The sequence below is a fragment of the Kitasatospora sp. NPDC008115 genome (assembly GCF_042957205.1).
GTDB lineage: Bacteria > Actinomycetota > Actinomycetes > Streptomycetales > Streptomycetaceae > Kitasatospora.
In genome coordinates this window covers 1-24,010 of the sequence record NZ_JBIBHU010000042.1, presented here as the reverse complement: position 1 = coordinate 24,010, position 24,010 = coordinate 1, and the positions used below count along the sequence as shown (strand labels likewise).

Annotated in this window: 1 protein-coding gene; it reads right to left on the bottom strand. The window is 75.2% G+C overall.

What is annotated here, in order from left to right; genetic code table 11:
- Positions 1–40: 40 nt before the first annotated feature.
- The gene (locus ACFZBX_RS34640; RefSeq protein ID WP_391537780.1) at positions 41–24,007 is read right to left on the bottom strand and encodes a non-ribosomal peptide synthase/polyketide synthase; all 23,967 of its coding nucleotides are present in this window, start codon (positions 24,005–24,007) and stop codon (positions 41–43) included.
- Positions 24,008–24,010: the final 3 nt, after the last annotated feature.

The window sequence follows — 24,010 nt, the reverse complement described above, 5'->3', positions numbered from 1 at the left end:
CCGCCGGGATCTCCCGCGCCCGGCCGCGGCCGGGCGGCGCTCAGTGGCCCCGGGCGTTCAGCCAGGCCACCATGGCCTCCGCGACCAGGCGCAGGGTGTCCGGTGCGACCAGCGCGGAGTGCGCGGACGGGACGGGCGCCTCGGCGACCTCCCCGGACACGTAGCCCTCCCAGCGCGCGGAGTTGGAGACGCCCTCGGGCTTGCCCTCGGTCGCGACGACCAGCAGCGCGTCACCCTCGAACCGGCCGAGCGCGTGCTCGTCCCGGATGTCCAGGTTGTTCTGGAACAGCCTGGTGAGGATCGCGATCTCCTCGTCCGAGAACCCGCTGAGCACGTGCCCGAACTCGGCCTTGATGATCTCCGCCCAGAGTCCCGGCCCGGCCTGCGCCGCCGCCTCGGCCTCCGCCTCGTCGAGCTCCTCCTCGGGACCCGGCTCCGGCGGGTAGGCGTCCAGCAGGATCAGCGACCCCACCTCCTCGCCCTCCTCCTGGAGCTGGACGGCGATCTCGTGCGCCGGCACGCCGCCGAAGGAGAAGCCCAGCAGGTGGTACGGGCCGGTGGGCTGCACCGCGCGCATCTGCGCGATGTAGTCCGCCGCCATCTCCCGGACCGAGGACGCCAGCGGCGTCACCCCGTCCAGGCCGCGGGCCTGGAGGCCGTACAGCGGGTACTCCTCGGGCAGGTACCGGGCCAGCGGCAGATAGCACCAGCTCAGGCCGCCGCCGGGGTGCACGCAGAAGATCGGCGGACGCTCACCGCCGGTCCGGATCGGGAACAGCGTACCCAGCGAGTCCTGGACCGACGACAGGCTGAGGGTGTTCATCAGTCCGGACACCGTCGGGCTGCCCATCACGTCCCGGACCGCGACCGAGACGCCGCGCGAGCGCAGCTTCTCCACCAGCGCGACCACCAGCAGCGAGTGGCCGCCCAGGGCGAAGAAGTCGTCGTGCACACCGACCGTGGCCAGGCCCAGCACCTCGGCGAAGGCCTCGCACATCAGCTCCTCCAGCACGCCCACCGACCCGCGGGCCGCGCGGTCCGTGCCGGTGGCGTACTCCGGCGCCGGCAGCGCCCGCCGGTCGAGCTTGCCGTTCACGGTCAGCGGCAGCACGTCCAGCAGCACGAACGCGGACGGGACCATGTACGCCGGGAGCCGCTCGGCGGCGTGGGCGCGGACCTCGGCGACGGTCGGGCCGCCGTCGCCGGGGACGAGGTAGGCCACCAGGCGCTTGTCCCCCGGGGTGTCCTCGCGGACCACCACGGCGGCCTGGGCGACCTGCGGGTGACCGGCGATCACCGCCTCCACCTCGCCCGGCTCCACGCGGAAGCCGCGGATCTTGACCTGGGCGTCCGCGCGGCCCGCGAAGACGAGCTGCCCGTCGGCGGTCCAGCGGACACGGTCGCCGGTGCGGTACATCCGCCCGCCGGAGCCGAACGGGTCGGCGACGAAGCGCTCCGCCGTCAGGTCCGCCCGGCCCACGTAGCCGCGGGCCAGCTGCGCCCCCGCGAGGTACAGCTCGCCGGCCACGCCCACCGGGACCGGGCGCAGCGCGTCGTCCAGGACGAAGGCGCGGGTGCCCGGGTTGGGGGCGCCCATCGGGATGTCCCCGCCGTCGGGACCGATCGGGCCGGTGGTCACCATGACGGTGGCCTCGGTCGGGCCGTAGGTGTTCACCAGCCGGCGGCCCGGCGCCCAGTCCTCGACCTGCCGGGCGCTGATCGGCTCGGCACCGACCAGCAGGTTGGACAGCCCGGTCAGCTCCGCCGGGTCCAGCGCGGACAGCAGCGTCGGGACGACGATGGTCGTGGTCACCTCCTGCTCGCGCATCATCCGCGTCAGCCGGGCGGGGTCGGTGCGCTGCTCCGCGGTGGCCACCACCAGGGCGGCGCCCGAGGTCAGCGTCACCGCCATGTCCAGCACCGAGGCGTCGAAGCTGAAGGCGGTGAACTGCATCACCCGTTGGCCGGGGCCGGTGGCCGCCACCGGGGTCATCGCCGCGATCAGGCCGGTGAGGCCGTCGTGGGTGAGGGCGACGCCCTTGGGGCGGCCGGTGGAGCCGGAGGTGTAGATGACGTAGGCCAGCTGCCCCGGCAGCACCGGGGCCGGCGCCAGGCGCGGCGCGGCCTCGATCCCGGCCGCCACCGCCGGGTCGTCCAGGTGGACCACCCGCTCGGCGTTCAGACCGGCCACCAGCTCGCGGTGGCCCAGCACCAGGCGGGCGCCGCTGTCGGCCAGCACGAACTCCAGCCGCTCCACCGGGTACTCCGGGTCGAGCGGGACGTAGGCCGCCCCGGCCTTCCAGACGCCCAGCACGGCGGCGACCATCTCCACACCGCGCGGCAGGCAGAGCCCGACGACCGACTCCGGGCCGACGCCGCTCTCCCGCAACCAGCCGGCCAGGCGGTCCGACCACGCGTCCAGCTCCGCGTAGGAGAGCTCGGTCCCGTCGCAGACCACCGCGGGCGCGTCGGGCGTCCGGGCTGCCTGGGCCGCGAACAGCTCGGGTACCGACAGCTCCGGCACCGCGGCGTCGGCACTGTCGCGCACCACCAGGGCGCGCTCGGCCGCGTCCAGCACCCCGACCGCGCCCAGCGGGGTCTGCGGGGCCAGCTCCAGGGCCTCGACCAGGCCCTCCAGGCAGGCCCGCACCATCCGGCAGACCCGCTCCGGGTCGGCCGGCGCCACCGCGTCCACCGAGATCCCGAACCGCGCGCCGTCGGAGTCGATGGCGATGTCCAGCGGGAAGTTGGTGTGCTCGCGGCGGAAGACCGTCCTGACTCCCGTCATGGCCGCCGCCGGTGCCGCCGGGCCGTCCTCGGACGACGGGGACTGGGACTGGGACGGCGACGGGGCGGGGGCCGCCTGGTTGTGCCGGTAGTTGAAGAGCGAGGTGAACAGCGGGCTGCCGCCGGGCACACCGCTGGCCGCCTGGGCCAGGGTGAGCGGGGCGTGCTCGTGCACCATCAGGTCGGCCAGCTGCTCGCGCAGCCCGGCCAGCGCCTCGCCCACGGTGCCGTCGTCCAGGCGGACCCGGACCGGCAGCGTGTTGATGAACGGGCCGAGAACCCGGTCCGCGCCCGTACCGGCGTTCATCCGGCCGAACAGGATCGTGCCGAAGACGACGTCGTCGCGGCCGGACAGCGCCCCCAGCACCCGCGCCCACACCAGGTGGAACAGCGTGGCGGGACTGACCCCCTGGGCGCGCGCCGCCTCGGTGACCCGCGCCGAGAGCGCGTCGTCCACCGGCAGGTGCGCCCGCGCCCCCGCCGTCCCGTCGCCGTGCACGTCCATCAGCCCGTACGGGGCGGTGGTCTCGTCGACGTCGCCGAGCAGCTCGGCGAAGTGGCGCTCGTGCTCCTCGCGCGGCACGCCGAGGCGGGCCTGGGCGACGAACTCGCGGAACGGCAGCGGGTCGGGCAGCTCGTCGGCGCGGCCGGAGAGGAACGCCCGCAGCTCGTCCATCAGGATCTCCAGGGCCGTGTGGTCCTGGACGAGGTGGTGGATGCGCAGCAGCGCCAGCCACCGGCCCGTGCCCGGCTCGGCCGCGACATGGGCGCTCAGCAGCGGCGCCCGGTCCAGCTCCAGCCAGCCGCCGGCCGCGGCCATCAGCCGGTCCGGGAGGTGACCCTCCGAACCGTCCAACTCGATTTCGGTGATGGGCAGTTCGGCCTCACGGAGGACGACCTGCACGGGCTCGCGCAGGCCCTCCCAGAGGATCGCCGTGCGGTAGACGTCGTGCCGGGCGACCACCCAGCGCAGCGCGTCCAGGAACTCGTCCAGCCGGGCCCGGTCGTCGAAGTCCAGGACGGTCGGCAGCACGTAGAAGTCGCCGCTGTCCCGGTCGGCTATCAGGTGGTGGAAGAACAGGCCTTCCTGGAGGGGGGCGAGCGGGTAGACGTCGGCGATGTTCGCCGCGCCACCGGGGACGGCGGCGACGACGGTGGCCAACTCGTCATCGGTGAGGTCGACCAGCGGGAGCATCGCCGGGGTCAGGGCGGTGGCGCCCTCCGGGATGGCGTTCGGGGGCACGACGACCTGCGCCGTTCCCGCGACCGCCGCCAGGCCGGCGGGGGTCGGGGTGGCGAACAGCGCGCGCACCGAGACGCCGACGTTGCGCGAGCGCAGGCGTTCCACCAGGGAGACGGCGAGCAGGGAGTGGCCGCCGAGGGCGAAGAAGTCGTCGTCCACGCCGACCAGCGGCAGGCCGAGGACCTCGGCGAAGGCCTGGCAGATCAGCTCCTCGCGGGCGTCCGCCGGGGCGCGGCCGGTGCCGGCCTCGTAGCTGGGCGCGGGCAGGGCCTTGCGGTCCAGCTTGCCGTTGACGGTCAGCGGCAGCGTCTCCAGGAGGAGGAACGCGGACGGGACCATGTAGGCGGGCAGGCGCTCGGAGACGTGGGCGCGCAGGGCGTCCAGGTCCAGGCCGTCGGCGGGGACGACGTAGGCGACGAGGCGCTTGTCGCCGGGGGTGTCCTCGCGGACCACCACGGCCGCCTGCGCGACCCGCGGGTGACCGGCGACGACCGCCTCCACCTCGCCCGGTTCGACGCGGAAGCCGCGGATCTTCACCTGCGCATCGGCGCGGCCTGCGAAGACGAGTTGCCCGTCGGCGGTCCAGCGGACACGGTCGCCGGTGCGGTACAGCCGCTCACCCGAACCGAAGGGATCGGCGATGAAACGTTCCGCCGTCAGGACGGCCTGGTGGGCGTAGCCACGCGCCAACCCGACACCGGCGACGTACAGTTCGCCGGTCACGCCGACCGGGACCGGGGCGAGCGCGTCGTCCAGGACGTAGGCACGGGTGTTGTCCAGCGGGCGGCCGATCGGCAGCACGTCGCCGACAGCGTCGCGGACCTCGTGCTGGGTCGCGCAGAGCGTCACCTCGGTCGGCCCGTACAGGTGCCGGACGACCAGGCCTTCGTTGTGCTCCAGCAGGCGCCGCACGGACGCCGCCGGGACGACATCGCCGCCCGTCAGGACCTCGCGGACACCCTTGAAGCACTCCGGGTCCTGATCAGCCAGGACACGCAGCAGGCCGGCCGTCACGTGGACGTGGGTCAGCCCGTGCCGGGCGACCGACTCCCGCAGCACGGCGGCGTCCATCGCCACCGGCTCAGCCACGACGACGGTCCCGCCGGACAGCAGCGGCACCCACAACTCGTAGGACGAAGCATCGAAGGCGTGCGGAGCGTGGAACAGCACCCGCATGTCCGCCGACGCACCCCAGCACCCGTCCAGCGCCAGCGCGACAAGGTCCCGCTGCGTGGTCACGACACCCTTCGGGACGCCGGTCGAACCGGAGGTGTACATCACGTACGCCGCCCGGTCGATCGAACCGGCAAGCGGCGCAATGGACTTGACCGCACCGCCCGGAACCGCGTCCGCGAGCACCACCGGCACACCGGCCGGAAGCTCCGACACCCGGTCCCGCGTGGTGACGACGCACACCGGAGCAGCGTCCGCGAGGACCGCTTCCACCCGCGCCGACGGCCACGCCACATCCACCGGCACGAACGCACCACCGGCCTTCAGCACCGCCAGCAGCACGACCACCAACTCGGCCGAGCGCTCCATCACCACGGCAACCGGCGACTCCACACCGACACCGCGCTCCACCAGCACCGACGCCAGCCGGTCAACCCGCTCGTCCAACTCACGATAAGAGAGCGACAGTTCACCACCCACCAGCGCCACGGCCTCCGGCGTGCGCGCGACCTGCGCCGCGAACACCTCCGACACCGACAGCTCGGGCAGCGCGGCAGCCGTGTCGTTCCACTCCCCCACCACCAGCGCGCGCTCCGCCGCGTCCAGCACCTCCACCGCCGACACCGGGGCGTCGGGGGTCTCGGTGATCGACCGCATGACCAGCACCAGACGCTCCACGAACCGCTCCGCCGTCGCCCGGTCGAAGAGGTCCGCCGCCACGGTCAGCGAGCCGCTGAGGCCGGCCGGGGCGCCCTGGCCGTCGAAGGTCTCGCCGAGCGTCACGTCGAGGTCGAACTTGGCCGCCATGCCGCCCGCCGTCAGCGGGGCGGCGTGCAGTCCGGGCATGCCTCCGGTCGGCGCGTCGGTGGCCGAGGCGGTGTTCTGCACGGTGAGCATGACCTGGAACAGCGGGTGCCGGGCCAGCGAGCGGGCCGGGGCCAGCTCCTCCACCAGGCGCTCGAACGGCACGTCCTGGTGGGCGAAGGCCTCCAGGCTGGTCTCCCGGACGCGGCCGAGCAGGTCGGCCAGCGTCGGGTTCCCGGACAGGTCGGTACGCAGCACCAGCGTGTTCACGAAGAAGCCGACGAGCTCGTCCAACGCCTGGTCGGTACGGCCCGCGACGGCCGTGCCGATCGGGATGTCGCTGCCCGCGCCGAGCTTGGAGAGCAGGACGGCGAGCGCGGTCTGGACGGTCATGAACAGCGTCAGTCCGCGCTGCCGGGCGGTCTCCTGGAGGCCCCGGTGGACGTCCGCCGGGATCTCCAGCGGGACGACGTGGCCGCGGTGCGAGGCGACCGCCGGACGCGCGTGGTCGAGCGGCAGCGCCAGCTCCTCCGGCGCGTCCTCCAGGCTCGCCCGCCAGTACTCCACCTGGCGCGCGACCAGGCTCTCGCGGTCGTCCTCCGAGCCCAGCAGCTCGCGCTGCCACAGCGCGTAGTCCGCGTACTGCACCGGCAGCGCGGTCCACTCCGGCGCCCGGCCCTCGCACCGGGCCGTGTAGGCGGCGGACAGGTCCCGGGCCAGCGGGCCCATCGACCAGCCGTCGGTGGCGATGTGGTGCACCACCAGGACCAGCACGTGCTCCTGCGGCGACACGGCGAACAGCCGGGCACGGATGGGGGCTTCGGCTTCGAGGTCGAAGGCGTGACCCGCCGCGCCGGCCACCTCGGCCTCCAACTGCCCGGGCGCCACCTCGGCGACCGTCAGCGCGACGCCGGACTCCTCCAGGGACAGCACCCGCTGGAACGGACGGCCGTCGGCCATCGGGAACACGGTGCGCAGCACCTCGTGCCGGCCGACCACGTCACGCAGCGCGGCAGCCAGCGCCTCCCGGTCCAGCCCGCCCGAGAGGCGGAGCGCCACGGGCGTGTTGTAGGTGGCGCTGGGACCCTCCAGCCGGCCGAGGAACCAGAGGCGCTGCTGGGCGAAGGAGAGCGGAACCCGCTCCGGGCGCGGCCGGGCGACGAGGCCGGCCCGGCCCGGGTCGGCCTTCAGCAGGTGCGCTGCGACCCCGGCGGGCGTCGGGGCGTCGAACAGTGCCCGGATGGACAGCTCCGCCCCGAGCACCGACCGCACCCGGCTCACCAGGCGCGTGGCCAGCAGGGAGTGGCCGCCCAGCGCGAAGAAGTCGTCGTCGACACCGACCAGCGGCAGGCCCAGCACCTCGGCGAAGGCCCGGCAGAGCAGCTCCTCACGCGCGTTCGCCGGGGCGCGGCCCGCGCCCGTGACGTACTCGGGCGCCGGCAGCGCGCGCCGGTCGAGCTTGCCGTTGACGGTCAGCGGCAGCGCGTCCAGCAGCACGAACGCGGACGGGACCAGGTAGGCGGGCAGGCGCTCGGAGACGTGGGCGCGGACGGCGTCCACGTCCAGGCCTTCGCCGGGGACCAGGTACGCCACCAGGCGCTTGTCCCCCGGCACGTCCTCGCGCACCACCACGGCCGCCTGGGCGACCTCGGCGCGGGCGGCCAGGACGGCCTCCACCTCGCCCGGCTCCACGCGGAAGCCGCGGATCTTCACCTGGGCGTCCGCACGCCCGGCGAAGACGAGCTGCCCGTCGGCGGTCCAGCGGACGCGGTCGCCCGTGCGGTACAGCCGCTCGCCGGAGCCGAACGGGTCGGCGACGAAGCGTTCCGCCGTCAGCGCGGCGCGCCCGGCGTACCCGCGGGCCAGGCCCGCGCCCGCCGTGTACAGCTCGCCGACGGCGCCGACGGGCACCGGGGCGAGCGCGTCGTCGAGGACGTACACCCGGGTCTCCGCGATCGGGGCGCCGATCGGCACGCTGCCGCCGTCCGCCAGGTCGGCGGCCGTGACGGCGTGCACGGTGGTGAAGGTGGTGTTCTCGGTGGGTCCGTACCCGTTGAGCAGGCGGACCGAGGGCAGCCGCTCCAGGACGGCCCGGCAGTGCGCCGGGGAGAGCACGTCGCCACCGGCCAGCAGCACCCGCAGGCCCGCGAGCGCGTCGAGGTCGGTGTCCACGACCTCGTGGAAGAGGCCGGCGGTCAGCCAGAGCACGGTGACCCGGTGCCCGGTGAGGAAGCGGCTCAGCTCGGCGACCGGCAGCGGGCCGGCCGGGGCGACGGCCAGGGTGGCGCCGTTCAGCAGGGCCCCCCAGATCTCCAGGGTCGCCGCGTCGAAGGAGACGGAGGCGAGCTGGGCGACCACGTCCTCGGTGCCGAGGTCGAGGAAGCCGGCCTCGCGGACCAGGCGGTCGACGGCCCGGTGCGGGACCACGGTGCCCTTCGGGCGCCCGGTCGAGCCGGAGGTGTAGACGACGTACGCCGGGTGGGCCGGGCGCAGCCGGGCGGTGCGCTCGGCGTCGGTGACGGGCCGCCCGTCGTGGCCGGCCAGTTCGGCGGCGGTGTCGGGTGCGTCCAGCACGGTCACCGGCAGGCCCGCCGCCGTCGGGACGGCGGCGGTGTGCGCGGCCGAGGTCAGCAGGTGGACCGGCCGGGCGTCGTCGAGCATCAGGGCGAGCCGCTCGGCGGGGTGGGCCGGATCCAGCGGCAGGTAGGCGCCGCCGGCCTTGGTGACGGCCAGCAGGGTGACGACCAGCTCCGGGGAGCGGTCCATCAGCACCGCGACCACCGACTCCGGGCCGATGCCCCGGCCGATGAGCAGCCGGGCCAGCCGGTTGGCCCGGGTGTCCAGTTCGGCGTAGCCGAGCGTGGTGCCGGCGCCGGCCAGCGCGGGCGCGTCCGGGGTGCGGGCGGCCTGGGCGGCGAAGAGCTCCGGCAGGGTGGCCGGCGCGAGGCCGCGACCGGTCCGGTTGCGGTCCGTCAGCAGGGCCCGGCGTTCGGCCGGAGCGAGCACGTCCACCGCGGTGAGCCGGCTGCCGGGGTTCCGCTCCAGGGCGGTGACCAGGCCTTCCAGCGCGGTGTGCAGCAGGTCGCCGAGCCGGCCGGGGTCGGCCGGCGCCGAGACGTCGGCGGTGATCAGGAAGCGGTCGCCGAAGTCGTCGACGGACACCGTCACCGGGTAGTTGGTCCGCTCGCGGGACATCACCCGGCGGATGCCGCCGAACGCGTCCTCGGCGGGTGCGTCCTCGGTGCGTGCGTCCTCGGTGCGCGGGCCGGCGGGGCCGCTGTGCCGGTAGTTGAGGATCGAGGTGAACAGCGGGGTGCCGCCCGGCAGGCCGGCGGCCTGCTGGGCGAGCGCGAGCGGGGCGTGCTCGTGCGCCAGCAGTTCGGCGAGCTGGCGCCGCAGGCCGTCGACGGCCTCGCCGACCGCCTGCCCGGCGAGGTCCACCCGGACCGGCAGGGTGTTGAGGAAGGGGCCCATCACCCGGCCCGCACCGCTGCCGGCGCTCATCCGGCCGAGCAGCACGGTGCCGAACACCACGTCCTGGCGGCCGGAGACGGCGCCGAGCACCCTCGCCCACGCCAGGTGGAAGACGGTGGCCGGGCTGACGCCCAGCGTCCGCGCCACCTCGCGCAGCCGCGCGGCGAGGGCGTCGTCCGCCCAGAGCCGTGCCTGCTCGACACTCGCACCGTCGCCGTGGACGTCGAGCAGCCCGTACGGCGCGGTGGTGTCCTCGACGCCGGCGAGCAGGGCGGCGAAGTGGCGCTCGTGCTCCTCGCGGGAGACGCCGAGGCGGGCCTGGGCGACGAACTCGCGGAACGGCAGCGGGTCGGGCAGCTCGTCGGCGCGCCCGGACAGGAACGCCCGCAGCTCGTCGAGCAGCACCTCCAGGGCGGTGTGGTCCTGGACCAGGTGGTGGATCCGCAGCAGGGCCGACCAGCGGTCGCCGCCGGGCTCGGCCGCGATGTGGACGCTCAGCAGCGGCGCCCGGTCCAGCGGCAGCCAGGCGCCGGCGGCGGCCTCCAGCTGCTCGCCCGCCGACGGGCCGGCCGGGTCCAACACGACCTCGGTGACCGGCAGTTCGGCCGCTCGCAGGACGACCTGCACGGGCTCGCGCAGACCGTCCCCCACGATCGCGGTCCGGTAGACGTCGTGCCGGGCCACCGCCCAGCGCAGCGCGTCGAGGAACCCGTCGAGCCGCGCCCGGTCGTCGAACCCGAGGAGGTTCGGCAGCACATAGGCGTCGCCGCCCTCCCGGTCCGCCATCAGGTGGTGGAAGAACAGGCCCTCCTGGAGGGGGGCCAGCGGGTAGACGTCCGCGATGTTCGCCGCTCCGCCGGGGACGGCGGCGACGACGGCGGCCAGTTCGTCCTCCGTCAGGTCGACCAGCGGCAGCATCGCCGGGGTCAGTTCGGCCGCGCCCCCGGCGGGGATCGGGTTGGCCGGGACCAGGACGGAACCCGTTCCCGCGGCGGCGGCCAGGCCGACCGGGGTGGCCGTGGTGAACAGCGCCCGCACGGACACCGGCACGCCGTACTCGCGCAGCCGGTCGACCAGCGCGACCGCCAGCAGGGAGTGGCCGCCGAGGGCGAAGAAGTCGTCCTCCACGCCGACCAGCGGCAGGCCGAGGACCTCGGCGAAGGCCTGGCAGATCAGCTCCTCGCGGGCATCCGCCGGAGCCCGGCCCGCACCCGCCTCGTAGCTGGGCGCCGGCAGCGCCTTGCGGTCCAGCTTGCCGTTGGCGGTCAGCGGCAGCGCCTCCAGGACGACGAAGGCCGAGGGCACCATGTAGGCGGGCAGCCGCTGCGCGGCGGCGGCGCGCAGCGCGTCGACGTCCAGGTCCCCGGCGGGGACCAGGTAGGCCACCAGGCGCTTGTCCCCGGGCACGTCCTCGCGGACCACCGCGGCCGCCTGGGCGACCTCGGCGCGGGCGGCCAGGACGGCCTCCACCTCGCCGAGCTCGATCCGGAAGCCGCGCAGCTTCACCTGGTCGTCGGCGCGGCCGAGGAACTCCAGGTCGCCGTCTGCCCGCCGGCGCACCACGTCGCCGGTGCGGTACAGGCGCTCGCCGTGCCCGAAGGGGTCGGCGACGAAGCGCTCCGCGGTGAGGTCAGGACGGCCCTGGTAGCCGCGGGCCAGCTGGGCGCCGGCCAGGTACAGCTCTCCCGCGACGCCGATCGGCACCGGGCGCAGCCCCTCGTCCAGGACCAACGCCCGGGTGTTGTCCAGCGGGCGGCCGATCGGCACCGGGCCGGTGCGCTCGCGGTCCAGGTCGGCCACGGCGGCCCAGACGGTCGCCTCGGTCGGCCCGTAGAGGTTGGTCACCGAGGCGCCGGCCGCCGTCATCCGGGCGGCGAGCACCGCGGGGAGCGCCTCGCCGCCGACCAGCATGCGCAGGCCGCGGACGGCGTCGGTGTGCTCGCGCAGCAGCCCCTGCCAGAGCGCCGGGGTGGCCTGCACGGCCGTCACGCCGTGGCGCGTGACCAGCTCGGCCACCGCGCCCGGGTCACGGGTCACGGCGTCCCCGGCGATCACCACGGCGGCTCCGGCCACCAGCGGCAGGTACAGCTCCAGGACGTGGATGTCGAAGGCCACGGTGGTGACCGCGAGCAGGCGGTCCGCGGGACCGAAACCGGTCCTGCGGTCCATCGCGGCCAGGAAGTTCGCCACGCCGCCGTGCGGCACCACGACGCCCTTGGGGCGCCCGGTGGAGCCGGAGGTGTAGATGACGTAGGCGGGGTGCGCGGGCAGCAGCGGGCCGTGGCGCTCGGCCCCGGCCAGGTCGGCGCCGTCGGCCGCCGCCAGTTCGGCGGCGGTGCCGGCGTCGTCCAGCACCAGGACGGCCGGGCCCCCGGCCGGCAGGCCGGCCGTCCGGGCGAGCACCGGGGCGACGGTCAGCACCAGGGCGGGGCGGGCGTCGTCCAGCATGTAGCCGATGCGCTCGGCCGGGTAGCCCGGGTCGAGCGGCAGGTAGGCGGCGCCCGTCTTGAGGACGGCCAGCAGGGCGACCGGCAACTCGGTGGAGCGGTCGAGGCAGACCGCGACCAGCGACTCCGGGCCGGCCCCGCGGGCCGTCAGCAGACGCGCCAGGCGGTTGGCCCGGGCGTTCAGCTCGGCGTACGACAGTTCGCTCCCGTCGCCCAGCACCGCCACGGCGTCGGGCGTCAGCGCGGCCCGGGCCTCGATCAGGGCGGGCAGCAGCGGCCCGGGGGCGGCGGCGGCGGTGTCGTTCCACTCCTCCAGGAGCAGCCGGCGCTCCTCGGCGCCCAGCACGTCCACCTGGCCGACCGGCAGGGACTGCTCGGTGACGACGGCGCGCAGCACCCGCACCAGGGCGTCCGCGATCCGCCGGGTGGTGGCCGGGTCGAAGAGGTCCGAGGCGGCGACGATCGAGCCCAGCAGCCCGGCCGGGGCGCCGTGGCCGTCGAAGGTCTCGCCGAGGCTCACGTCGAGGTCGAACTTGGCGGCCGTGCCGCCGGCGGCCAGCGGGGCGGTGCGCAGCCCGGGCAGCCCGAGCGGCCGGGTGTCGCCCGCCGGGGCGGTGTTGTGCACCGTCAGCATGACCTGGAACAGCGGGTGCCGGGCCAGCGAGCGGGCCGGGGAGAGCTCCTCGACCAGCCGCTCGAACGGCACGTCCTGGTGGGCGTAGGCCTCCAGGCCGCTGCGGCGGACCCGGTCCAGGACCTCGGCCAGGGTCGGGTCACCGGACAGGTCGGTGCGCATCACCAGGGTGTTGACGAAGAACCCGACGAGGTCCTCCACGGCCTGGTCGGTGCGCCCGGCGATGGTGGTGCCGATCGGGATGTCGGTGCCCGCGCCGAGCCTGGAGAGCAGGACGGCGAGCGCGGCCTGGACGGTCATGAACAGCGTCAATCCGCGCCGGCGGGCCATCTCCTGGAGCGCGCGGTGCAGGTCCGCCGGGATCTCCAGCGGCACGACGTGGCCGCGGTGCGAGGCGACGGCCGGCCGCGCGTGGTCGGCGGGGAGCACCAGTTCCTCCGGCGCTCCGGCGAGGGCCCGGCGCCAGTGGCCGGCCTGGCGTGCGATCAGGCTCTCCGGGTCGTCCTCGGAGCCGAGCAGTTCGCGCTGCCAGAGCGCGTAGTCCGCGTACTGGACGGGCAGCGGCGCCCACTGCGGGGCCTCGCCGTCCAGCCGGGCGGTGTAGGCGGTGGTCAGGTCGCGGGCCAGCGGGCCCATCGACCAGCCGTCGGTGGCGATGTGGTGCACCACCAGGACGAGGACGTGCTCCTGCGGCGAGACCGCGAACAGCCAGGCCCGGGCCGGCGCCTCGACGGCGAAGTCGAAGGCGTAACCGGCCGCGCGGGCCACCTCGGCCGCCAGGTCCTCCGCCGCCACCTCGGCGACGGTCAGCTCGAAGCCGGACTCCTCCGGGGGCAGCACCCGCTGGTACGGGCGGCCGTCGGCCGCCGGGTAGACGGTGCGCAGCACCTCGTGCCGGCCGACCACGTCCCGCAGGGCGGCGGCCAGCGCCGCCCGGTCCAGCCCGCCCTCGATCCGCAGGGCGACCGGGATGTTGTAGGTGGCGCTCGGCCCCTCCAGCCGCCCGAGGAACCAGAGGCGCTGCTGGGCGAAGGAGAGCGGCACCCGCTCGGGGCGGGGGCGCGGGGTCAGGGCGGTGCGCCCGGGCGCGGCCTCGGCCTCGGCGAGCCAGCCGGCCAGGCCGGCCGGGGTCGGGTTCTCGAACAGCGCCCGGATCGGCATCTCCACGCCGAGGACGGTGCGCAGCCGGCTCACCAGGCGGGTCGCCAGCAGCGAGTGGCCGCCGAGGACGAAGAAGTCGTCGTCCATGCCGACGGCCGGGTGGCCGAGGACATCGGCGAACACGCCGCAGAGCAGTTCCTCCTGGGCGGTGGCCGAGCCCCGGCCCGCGCCGGCCTCGTAGCCGGGCGCGGGCAGCGCCTTGCGGTCCAGCTTGCCGTTGACGGTCAGCGGCAGCGCCTCCAGGAGCATGAACGCCGAGGGGACCATGTAGGCGGGCAGGCGCTCGGAGACGTGGGCGCGCAGGGCGTCCAGGTCCAGGCCGTCGGCGGGGACGACGTAGGCGACGAGGCGCTTGTCGCCGGGGGTGTCCTCGCGGACCACCACGGCCGCCTGCGCGACCCGCGGGTGACCGGCGACGACCGCCTCCACCTCACCGGGTTCGACGCGGAAGCCGCGGATCTTCACCTGCGCGTCCGCGCGCCCCGCGAAGACGAGCTGCCCGTCGAGCGTCCAGCGGGCGCGGTCGCCGGTGCGGTACATGCGCTCGCCGGCCGACCCGAGCGGGTTCGCCACGAACCGCTCCGCCGACAGGCCCGGACGGCCCAGGTAGCCGCGGGCCAGCTGGGCCCCGGCGAGGTACAGCTCGCCGGCCACGCCCACCGGGACCGGCCGCAGCGCGTCGTCCAGGACGAAGGCCCGGGTGCCGGGGTTGGGCGCGCCCATCGGGATCTCGTCGCCGCCCGGCCCGATCAGGCCGGTGGTCACCATGACGGTGGCCTCGGTCGGGCCGTAGGTGTTCACCAGCCGGCGGCCGGGAGCCCACTCCTCGACCTGGCGGGCGCTGATCGGCTCGGCGCCCACCAGCACGGTGGAGACGCCGGTCATGCCGGACGGGTCCAGCGTCGCCAGCAGGGAGGGCACCACGCTGGTGGTGGTCACCGCGCGGTCCCGGACCAGCCGCGTCAGCAGCTCGCCGTCGGTGCGCTCCTCGGGGGCGGCGACCACGAGGGTGGCGCCGGAGGTGAGGGTGACCGCGAGGTCCAGCACCGAGGCGTCGAAGCTGAACGAGGCGAACTGGAGCACCGGGACGTCCGGGCCGACGGCCATCACCGGGGTGATCGCGGCGTTCATGGCCGCGAGGGCGCCGTGGGTGCCGGCCACGCCCTTGGGGCGGCCGGTGGAACCGGAGGTGTAGATGACGTACGCCAGCTGCTCCGGCAGCACCGGGGCCGGTGCCAGGCGCGGCGCGGCCTCGATCCCGGCCGCCACCGCCGGGTCGTCCAGGAGGACCACCCGCTCGGCGCTCAGGCCGGCCACCAGCTCGCGGTGGCCCAGCAGCACGCGGGCGCCGCTGTCGGCCAGGACGAAGGCCAGCCGCTCCACCGGGTACTCGGCGTCGAGCGGGACGTAGGCCGCCCCGGCCTTCCAGACGCCCAGCACCGCGGCGACCAGTTCCACACCGCGCGGCAGGCAGAGCGCCACCACCGACTCGGCGCCGACCCCGGCCTCGCGCAGCCGGCCCGCCAGGCGGTCCGACCACGCGTCCAGCTCCGCGTAGGAGAGCTCGGTCCCGTCGCACACCACGGCCACCGCGTCGGGCGTCCGGGCCGCCTGGGCCGTGACCTGCCCGGGCACCGACAGCTCCGGCACCACGGCGTCGGCGCTCTCGCGCACCACCAGGGCGCGCTCGGCGTCGTCCAGCACCCCGACCGCTCCCAGCGGGGTCTGCGGGGCCAGTTCCAGGGCCTCGACCAGGCCCTCCAGGCAGGTCCGCACCATCCGGCAGACCCGCTCCGGGTCGGCCGGCGCCACCGCGTCCACCGAGATCACGAAGCGGGGGCCGTCGACGTCGACGGCGACGTCCAGCGGGTAGTTGGTGTGCTCGCGGGAGAACATCGTCCGGATGCCCTGGATGCCCTCACCGGAGGCGGGGGCGGCCTGGTTGTGCCGGAAGTTGAAGAGCGAGCTGAACAGCGGGCCGCCGCCCGGCACGCCACTGGCGGCCTGGGCGAGCGAGAGCGGGGCGTGCTCGTGCACCAGCAGCTCGGCCAGTTGGCCGCGCATCGACTCCAGCGCCCCGGCCACCGTGCCGTCGCCGAGCCGCACCCGGACCGGCAGGGTGTTGATGAACAGGCCGGGCACCCGGTCGGCGCCGGTGCCGGCGCTCATCCGGCCGAACAGCACGGTGCCGAACACCACGTCGTCACGGCCCGAGACGGCCGCCAGCACTCGGGCCCAGGCCAGGTGGAACACGGTGGCCGGGCTGACGCCCAGCGAGCGCGCGGCCTCCCGGACCCGGCCGGACAGCTCCTCGTCCACCGCCAGGTGCGCCTGGACGCCGTCGGCGCCGTCGCCGTGCACATCCGTCAGCCCGTACGGGGCCGTGGTCTCGTCGACGTCGCCGAGCAGCTCCGCGAAGTAGCGCTCGTGCTCCTCGCGCGGCACGCCGAGGCGGGCCTGGGCGACGAACTCGCGGAACGGCAGCGGCTCGGGCAGCTCCGCCGTCCGGCCCGCCAGGTACGCCCGCAGTTCGCCGAGCAGCACCTCCAGCGTCGTGTGGTCCTGCACCAGGTGGTGGATGCGCACCAGGGCCAGCCAGCGCCCGCCCTCGGCCTCGGCCGCGGTGTGCACGCTCAGCAGCGGCGCCCGGTCCAGGGCGATCCGGGAACCGGCGGCGGCCAGCAGCTGCTCGGTGGGCTCGGCGCCGGACGGGTCCAACACGACCTCGGTGACCGGCAGTTCGGCGTGCCGGGCGACCACCTGGACGGGCTCGCGCAGGCCCTCCCAGAGGATCGCCGTGCGGTAGACGTCGTGCCGGCCCGTCACCCAGCGCAGACCGTCCAGGAACGCGTCCAGGCGCTCCCGGTCGTCGAAGCCGAGCACCATCGGCAGCACATAGGCGTCACCGGCGTCCTGGCCGGCCATCAGGTGGTGGAAGAACAGGCCCTCCTGGAGGGGGGCCAGCGGGTAGACGTCCGCGATGTTCGCCGCGCCGCCCGGGACGGCGGCGACGACCGTGGCGAGTTCGTCCTCGGTGAGGTCGACCAGCGGCAGCATCGCCGGGGTCAGGGCGGTGGCGCCCTCGGGAATGCCGTTCGGGGGCACCACGACCTCGGCCGGGCCCGCGACGGCCGCCAGACCCGCCGGGGTCGGGGTCGCGAACAGCGCGCGCACCGAGACGCCGACGCCGCGCGAGCGCAGCCACTCCACCAGGGAGACCACCAGCAGGGAGTGGCCGCCGAGCGCGAAGAAGTCGTCGTCCACGCCGACCAGCGGCAGGCCGAGGACCTCGGCGAACGCCTGGCAGATCAGCTCCTCGCGGGCGTCCGCCGGAGCCCGGCCCGCGCCCGCCTCGTAGCTGGGCGCCGGCAGGGCCTTGCGGTCCAGCTTGCCGTTCACCGTCAGCGGCAGCGCCTCCAGCACCACGAACGCCGACGGCACCATGTGCTGCGGCAGGTGCCCGGCCGCGTACTGGCGCACCGCGTCCACGTCCAGGCCCTCGCCGGGGACGAGGTACGCGACCAGGCGCTTGTCCCCCGGGGTGTCCTCGCGGACCACCACGGCCGCCTGGGCCACCTGCGGGTGACCGGCGACGACCGCCTCCACCTCGCCCGGCTCCACACGGAAGCCGCGGATCTTCACCTGCGCGTCCGAGCGGCCCACGAAGACCAGCCGGCCCTGCGCGTCCCAGCGGGCCCGGTCGCCGGTGCGGTACACGCGCTCGCCGCCCGACCCGAACGGGTTGGCGACGAAGCGCTCCGCCGACAGGCCCGGACGGCCCAGGTAGCCGCGCGCCAGCTGCTCACCGGCCACGTACATCTCACCGGCCACCCCGGCGGGCACCGGGTTCAGCCACTCGTCCAGGACGTACACCCGCAGGCCGGGGACGCCGCGCCCGATCACGCTGCCGTCGGCGCAGTCGTCCGCGTCCAGCGCCTGGTAGGTGACGTGCACGGTGGTCTCGGTGATCCCGTACATGTTGACCAGCCGCGGCCCGCCCTCCGGCCGGCGGGCCCACCACTCGGCCAGCCGGGCCGGGTCGAGCGCCTCGCCGCCGAACACCACGGTCCGCAGCGCCGCGCCCGCCCCGGGCCGGCGCTCCTCGGCCGCCATCAGCTGGTAGAACGCCGACGGGGTCTGGTTGAGGACGGTGACCCGCTCGCGGTCCAGCAGCTCCAGGAACTCCTCCGGGGAGCGTGACACCGCGAACGGGACGACCACCACCCGCCCGCCGGTCAGCAGGGCGGCCCAGATCTCCCAGACCGAGAAGTCGAACGCGAAGGAGTGGAACCAGGTCCAGACGTCCCGCTCGTCGAAGCCGAACCGCTCCCCGGTCGCGGCGAGCAGCGCCGCCACGTTGCGGTGCGGCACCACGACGCCCTTGGGGCGGCCGGTGGAGCCCGAGGTGTAGATCACGTAGGCGGGGTGGTCCGGGGTCAGCGCCGGGGTCAGCGCCGGGGCCGGGCGCTCGGCCGGCCCCTCGGCCTCGCCCTCGGCCTGCTGCGGGCCGTCCACCAGCAGGACGGGCACGCCGTCCGGCACCACGGCGGCGCCGGCGGTCGTGGTGAGCACGCAGGACGCGGCCGCGTCCGCCAGGATGAACGCGATCCGCTCGGCCGGGTAGTCCGGGTCGACCGGCAGGTAGGCGCCGCCGGCCTTGAGCACGGCCAGCAGGGCCACCACCAGCTCGACGGAGCGCTCCATCGCCACGCCTACCAGCGACTCGGGGCCCACGCCCGCGCCGGCCAGGCGCCGCGCCAGGCGGTCGGCCCGCGCGTCGAGTTCCGCGTACGTCAGCCGCACGCCCTCGCCGGTGAGGGCGACGGCGTCCGGCGTCCGGGCGGCCCGGGCCTCGAACAGCTCGGGGATCGTCGCGGCGGGGGCGTCGACCGGCGGCTCGTTCCACTCGGTCAGCACCGTCCGCCGCTCGGCGTCGTCCAGCAGCGACACCGTGCTCAGCCGCCGGCCGGTGTCCTCGGCCAGCACCGTGAGCACCGTGGTCAGCAGCCGCGAGATCCGCTCCGCCGACCGCGGGTCGAACAGGTCCGCCGAAGCGATCACCGCGCCGCGCAGCCCGGCCGGACGACCCTCGGCGTCCAGCACCTCGCGGACGTCCACGTCCAGGTCGAACTTGGCCGCGGTACCGGCGGCGTGCACACCGCCGACCCGCACGCCGGGCAGCTCGAAGGAGGCCGTGGCGTTGTTCTGGAGGGCCAGCATCACCTGGAACAGCGGGTGGCGCGCCGTGGAGCGGGTGGGGGCCAGCTCCTCGACCAGCCGTTCGAACGGCACGTCCTGGTGGGCGAAGGCGCCCAGGCTGGTCTCCCGCACCCGGGCCAGCAGCTCACCGAAGGTCGGGTCGCCGGACAGGTCGGTGCGCATCACCAGGGTGTTGACGAAGAAGCCGACCAGCTCGTCCAGCGCCTGGTCGGTGCGCCCCGCGATGGTGGTGCCGATCGGGACGTCGGTGCCCGCGCCGAGCTTGGAGAGCAGCACGGCGAGCGCGGCCTGGACGGCCATGAACAGCGTCACGCCCTCGGCCTGCGCCAGCTCCACCAGCCGCGCGTGCACCTCGGCCGGGACGTTGAACTCCGCCAGGTGGCCGCGGTGGCCGGCGACCGCGGGCCGCGGCCGGTCGGCGGGCAGCTCCAGCTCCTCCGGCGCACCGGTCAGGGTCCGCCGCCAGTAGGCCAGTTGCCGGGACAGCACGCTGCCCGGGTCGCTCTCCTCGCCCAGCAGTTCGCGCTGCCAGAGCGCGTAGTCCGCGTACTGGACGGGCAGCGGTGCCCACGACGGGGACTCGCCCCTGGTCCGGGCGGTGTAGGCGTGGGCGACGTCACGGGCGAGGGTGCCCGTCGACCAGCCGTCGGTGGCGATGTGGTGCACCACCAGGACGAGGACGTGCTCCTGCGGCGCCTCGGTGAACAGCCAGGCCCGGACCGGTACCTCGACGGCGAAGTCGAAGGCGTGGCCGGCCGCGCGGGCCACCTCGGCCTCCAACTGCTCCGCCGCCACCTCGGCGACCGTCAGCGCGAAGCCGGACTCCTCCAGGGAGAGCACCCGCTGGAACGGGCGGCCGTCGGCCATCGGGAAGACGGTGCGCAGCACCTCGTGGCGGCCGACCACATCACGCAGGGCGGCGGCCAGCGCGTCGCGGTCCAGCCCGCCCGAGAGGCGGAGCGCCATGGGCGTGTTGTAGGTGGCGCTCGGACCCTCCAGCCGGCCGAGGAACCAGAGGCGCTGCTGGGCGAAGGAGAGCGGAACGCGCTCCGGGCGCGGCCGGGCGACCAGACCGGCGCGGCTCGGCGCCGCCTCGGCCTCGGCCTCGACGAGCCAGCCGGCCAGGGCGGCCGGGGTCGGGTTCTCGAACAGCGCCCGGATCGGCATCTCCACGCCGAGGACGGTGCGCAGCCGGCTCACCAGACGAGTGGCCAGCAGCGAGTGGCCGCCGAGGAGGAAGTAGTTGTCCTCCGGCTTGACCTGCTCGACGCCGAGGATGCTCGCGAACTCGGCGCAGAGCAGCTCCTCGCGCGCGTCGGCGGGGCGGCGGTCGGCGGGCGCGCCGTCCGCCGGGGCGGGCAGCGCGGCGCGGTCGAGCTTGCCGTTGACGGTCAGCGGCAGCGCGTCCAGCGTCACGAACGCGGACGGGACCACGGCGGCGGGCAGGTGGTCGGCGGCGTGCGCGCGGACGGCGTCCACGTCCGGGCCGCCGGCCGGGCCGACGAGGTAGGCGACCAGGCGCCCGTCGTCCGGGGTGTCCTCGCGGAGCAGCACGGCGGCCTGGGCGACCTCGGGGTGGCCGAGCAGGACGGCCTCGATCTCGCCGGGCTCGACGCGCAGGCCGTGGATCTTCAGCTGGGCGTCCGCCCGGCCGGCGAAGACGAGCCGGCCGTCGGCGGTCCAGCGGGCCCGGTCGCCGGTGCGGTAGAGGCGCTCGCCGGAGCCGAACGGGTCGGCGATGAAGCGCTCCGCCGTGAGGGCGGGCCGGTCGGCGTAGCCGCGGGCCAACCCGGCACCGGCGACGTACAGTTCGCCGGTCACGCCGACGGGCACCGGGGTGAGGGCGTCGTCGAGGACGTAGGCGCGGGTGTTGTCCAGCGGACGGCCGATCGGCAGCACCTCGCCGACGGCGGCGCGGACCTCGTGCTGGGTGGCGCAGAGCGTCACCTCGGTCGGGCCGTAGAGGTGTCGGACGACGAGGCCTTCGTTGTGCTCCAGCAGGCGCCGCACGGACGCCGCCGGGACGACGTCACCGCCGGTCAGGACCTCGCGGAGGCCCTTGAAGCACTCCGGGGCCTGCTCGGCGAGAGCCCGCAGCAGGCCGGCCGTCACATGGACGTGCGTCAGCCCGTGGCGGGCGACGAGGGCGGCCAGTGCGGCGGCGTCCAGCGCGGCCGGCTCGGCCACGACGACGGTCCCGCCGGAGAGCAGCGGCACCCACAGCTCGTAGGACGACGCGTCGAAGGCGTGCGGGGCGTGGAACAGCACCCGCATGTCCGCCGACGCACCCCAGCAGCGGTCCAGCGCCAGCGCGACGAGGTCCCGCTGCGTCGTGACAACGCCCTTCGGGACGCCGGTCGAGCCGGAGGTGTACATCACGTACGCCGCCCGGTCGATCGAACCGGCAAGCGGCGCAATGGACTTGACCGCACCGTCCGGCACCGCGTCCGCGAGCACCACCGGGACACCGGCCGGAAGCTCCGACACCCGGTCCCGCGTCGTCACCACGCACACCGGGCGGGCGTCCGCGAGCACGGCCTCCACCCGCGCCGACGGCCACGCCACATCCACCGGCACGAACGCACCACCGGCCTTCAGCACCGCCAGCAGCACGACCACCAACTCGGCCGAGCGCTCCATCACCACGGCAACCGGCGACTCCACACCGACACCGCGCTCCACCAGCACCGACGCCAGCCGGTCAACCCGCTCGTCCAACTCACGATAAGAGAGCGACAGTTCACCACCGACCAGGGCGACGGCCTCCGGCGTACGGGCCACCTGCGCGGCGAACGCCTCCGGCAGCGACAGCTCGGGCAGCGCGGCGGCGGTGTCGTTCCACTCGCGCACCACCCGGTGGCGCTCGGCCGGCTCCAGGAGGTTCAGGGCCGCCAGGCGGGCGCCGGTGTCCTCCCGGAGGGCGCCGACCAGCGCGTCCAGGCAGGTGTGCAGCAGACCGGCCACCTGGGCCGGGTCGGCGGGCGAGACCGCGTCCACCGTGGTCGCGAAGCCGGTGCCGTCGACGTCGACCGACACCACCAGCGGGTAGTTGGTCACATCGCGCACCGAGCGCAGCCGGATGCCGCTCAGCGCCGAGCCCGACTCGCGCGGAACGGTCTGGTTGTAGCGGTAGTTGAAGAGCGAGGTGAACAGCGGGCTGCCGCCCGGCAGCCCGCTGACCTGCTGGGCCAGCGCGAGCGGGGCGTGCTCGTGCACCAGCAGCTCGGCGAGCTGGCCGCGCATGGACTCCAGCGCCTCGCCGACCAGCGGCCCGTTCAGGCGGGCGCGCACGGGCAGGGTGTTGATGAACAGGCCGGGCACCCGGTCGGAGCCCGCGCCGGCGTCCATCCGGCCGAACAGGACGGTGCCGAACACCACGTCGTCGCGGCCGGACAGCATGCCGAGGACCCGGGCCCAGGCCAGGTGGAAGAGGGTGGCCGGGCTGACGCCCTTCGCCCGCGCCACGTCCTTGACGCGGTCCGCGAGGTCCCCGTCGACCCGCAGGTGGGCCTGGGCGACCCGGGTGCCGTCGCCGTGCACGTCGAGGATCCCGTACGGCGCGGTGGTCTCGTCGACGTCGCCCAGCAGGGCGGCGAAGTGGCGCTCGTGCTCCTCGCGGGAGACGCCGAGGCGGGCCTGGGCGACAAACTCGCGGAACGGCAGCGGCTCCGGCAGCTCCGCCGTCCGGCCGGCGAGGAACGCCCGGATCTCGTCCAGCAGGATCTCCAGGGCGGTGTGGTCCTGGACGAGGTGGTGGATGCGCAGCAGCGCCAGCCAGCGGTCCGCACCCGGATCGGCGGCGACGTGCGCGCTCATCAGCGGTGCCCGGTCGAGGTCCATCCAGGAACCGGCGGCGGCCTCCAGCTGCTCGCCCACCGGCGCGCCGGACGGGTCCGGCTCGACCTCGGTGACCGGCAGTTCGGCCTCGCGGAGCACGACCTGGACGGGCTCGCGCAGGCCGTCCCAGACGATGGCGGTCCGGTAGACGTCGTGCCGGGCGACCACCCAGCGCAGTGCATCGAGGAAGGCGTCCAGCCGCTCGCGGGACTCGAACTCAAGGAGCGTGGGCGTGACGTAGACGTCGGTGCCCTCGCGGTCCGCCATCAGGTGGTGGAAGAACATGCCCTCCTGGAGGGGCGCCAGCGGGTACACGTCCGCCACGTTCGCCGCACCGCCGGGGACGGCCGCCGCGACACGGGCGATCTCGGCCTCGGTCAGGTCGACCAGCGGCAGCAGCTCCGGCGTCAGCTCGTCCACGCCACCGGCCGGGATCGGGTTCGGCGGCACCACGATGCGGGCCGCGCCCGCTTCGGCGGCGAGCCCGGCGGGCGTGGGGGTCGCGAACAGCGCGCGGACGGGGACGGACATGCCGTGGGCGCGGAGCCGCTCCACCAGGGAGACGACCAGCAGGGAGTGGCCGCCCAGGGCGAAGAAGTCGTCGTCCACACCGACCACCGGCAGACCCAGGACCTCCGCGAACGCCCGGCAGACCAGCTCCTCACGAGCATCCGCCGGGGCGCGCCCGCCACCCGTCTCATACGTCGGCGCCGGCAGCGCCTTGCGGTCCAGCTTCCCGTTCACCGTCAACGGCAGCACGTCCAGAACGACGAACGCCGACGGCACCATGTACCCCGGCAGCCGCTGCCCCGCCACCGCACGCAGACCATCGACATCGACCTCGCCGTCCGCGACCAGGTACGCCACCAGACGCTTGTCCCCCGGCACGTCCTCCCGCACCACCACCGCCACCTGGGAGACAGCAGCCTGCGCCGCCAAAACGGCCTCGATCTCACCGAGCTCCACCCGGAACCCGCGGATCTTCACCTGATCGTCCACACGCCCCGCAAACGCCAGATTCCCCTCCGCATCCCAGGAAACCCGGTCCCCCGTCCGATACATCCGCTCACCGGACTCGAACGGACACGCCACAAAACGCTCCGCCGTCAAACCCTGACGACCCAAATACCCCCGCGCCAACCCCACACCCGACACATACAACTCACCCGTCACACCCACCGGCACCGGAACAAGCGCATCATCCAACACATAAACCCGCGTATTCACAAT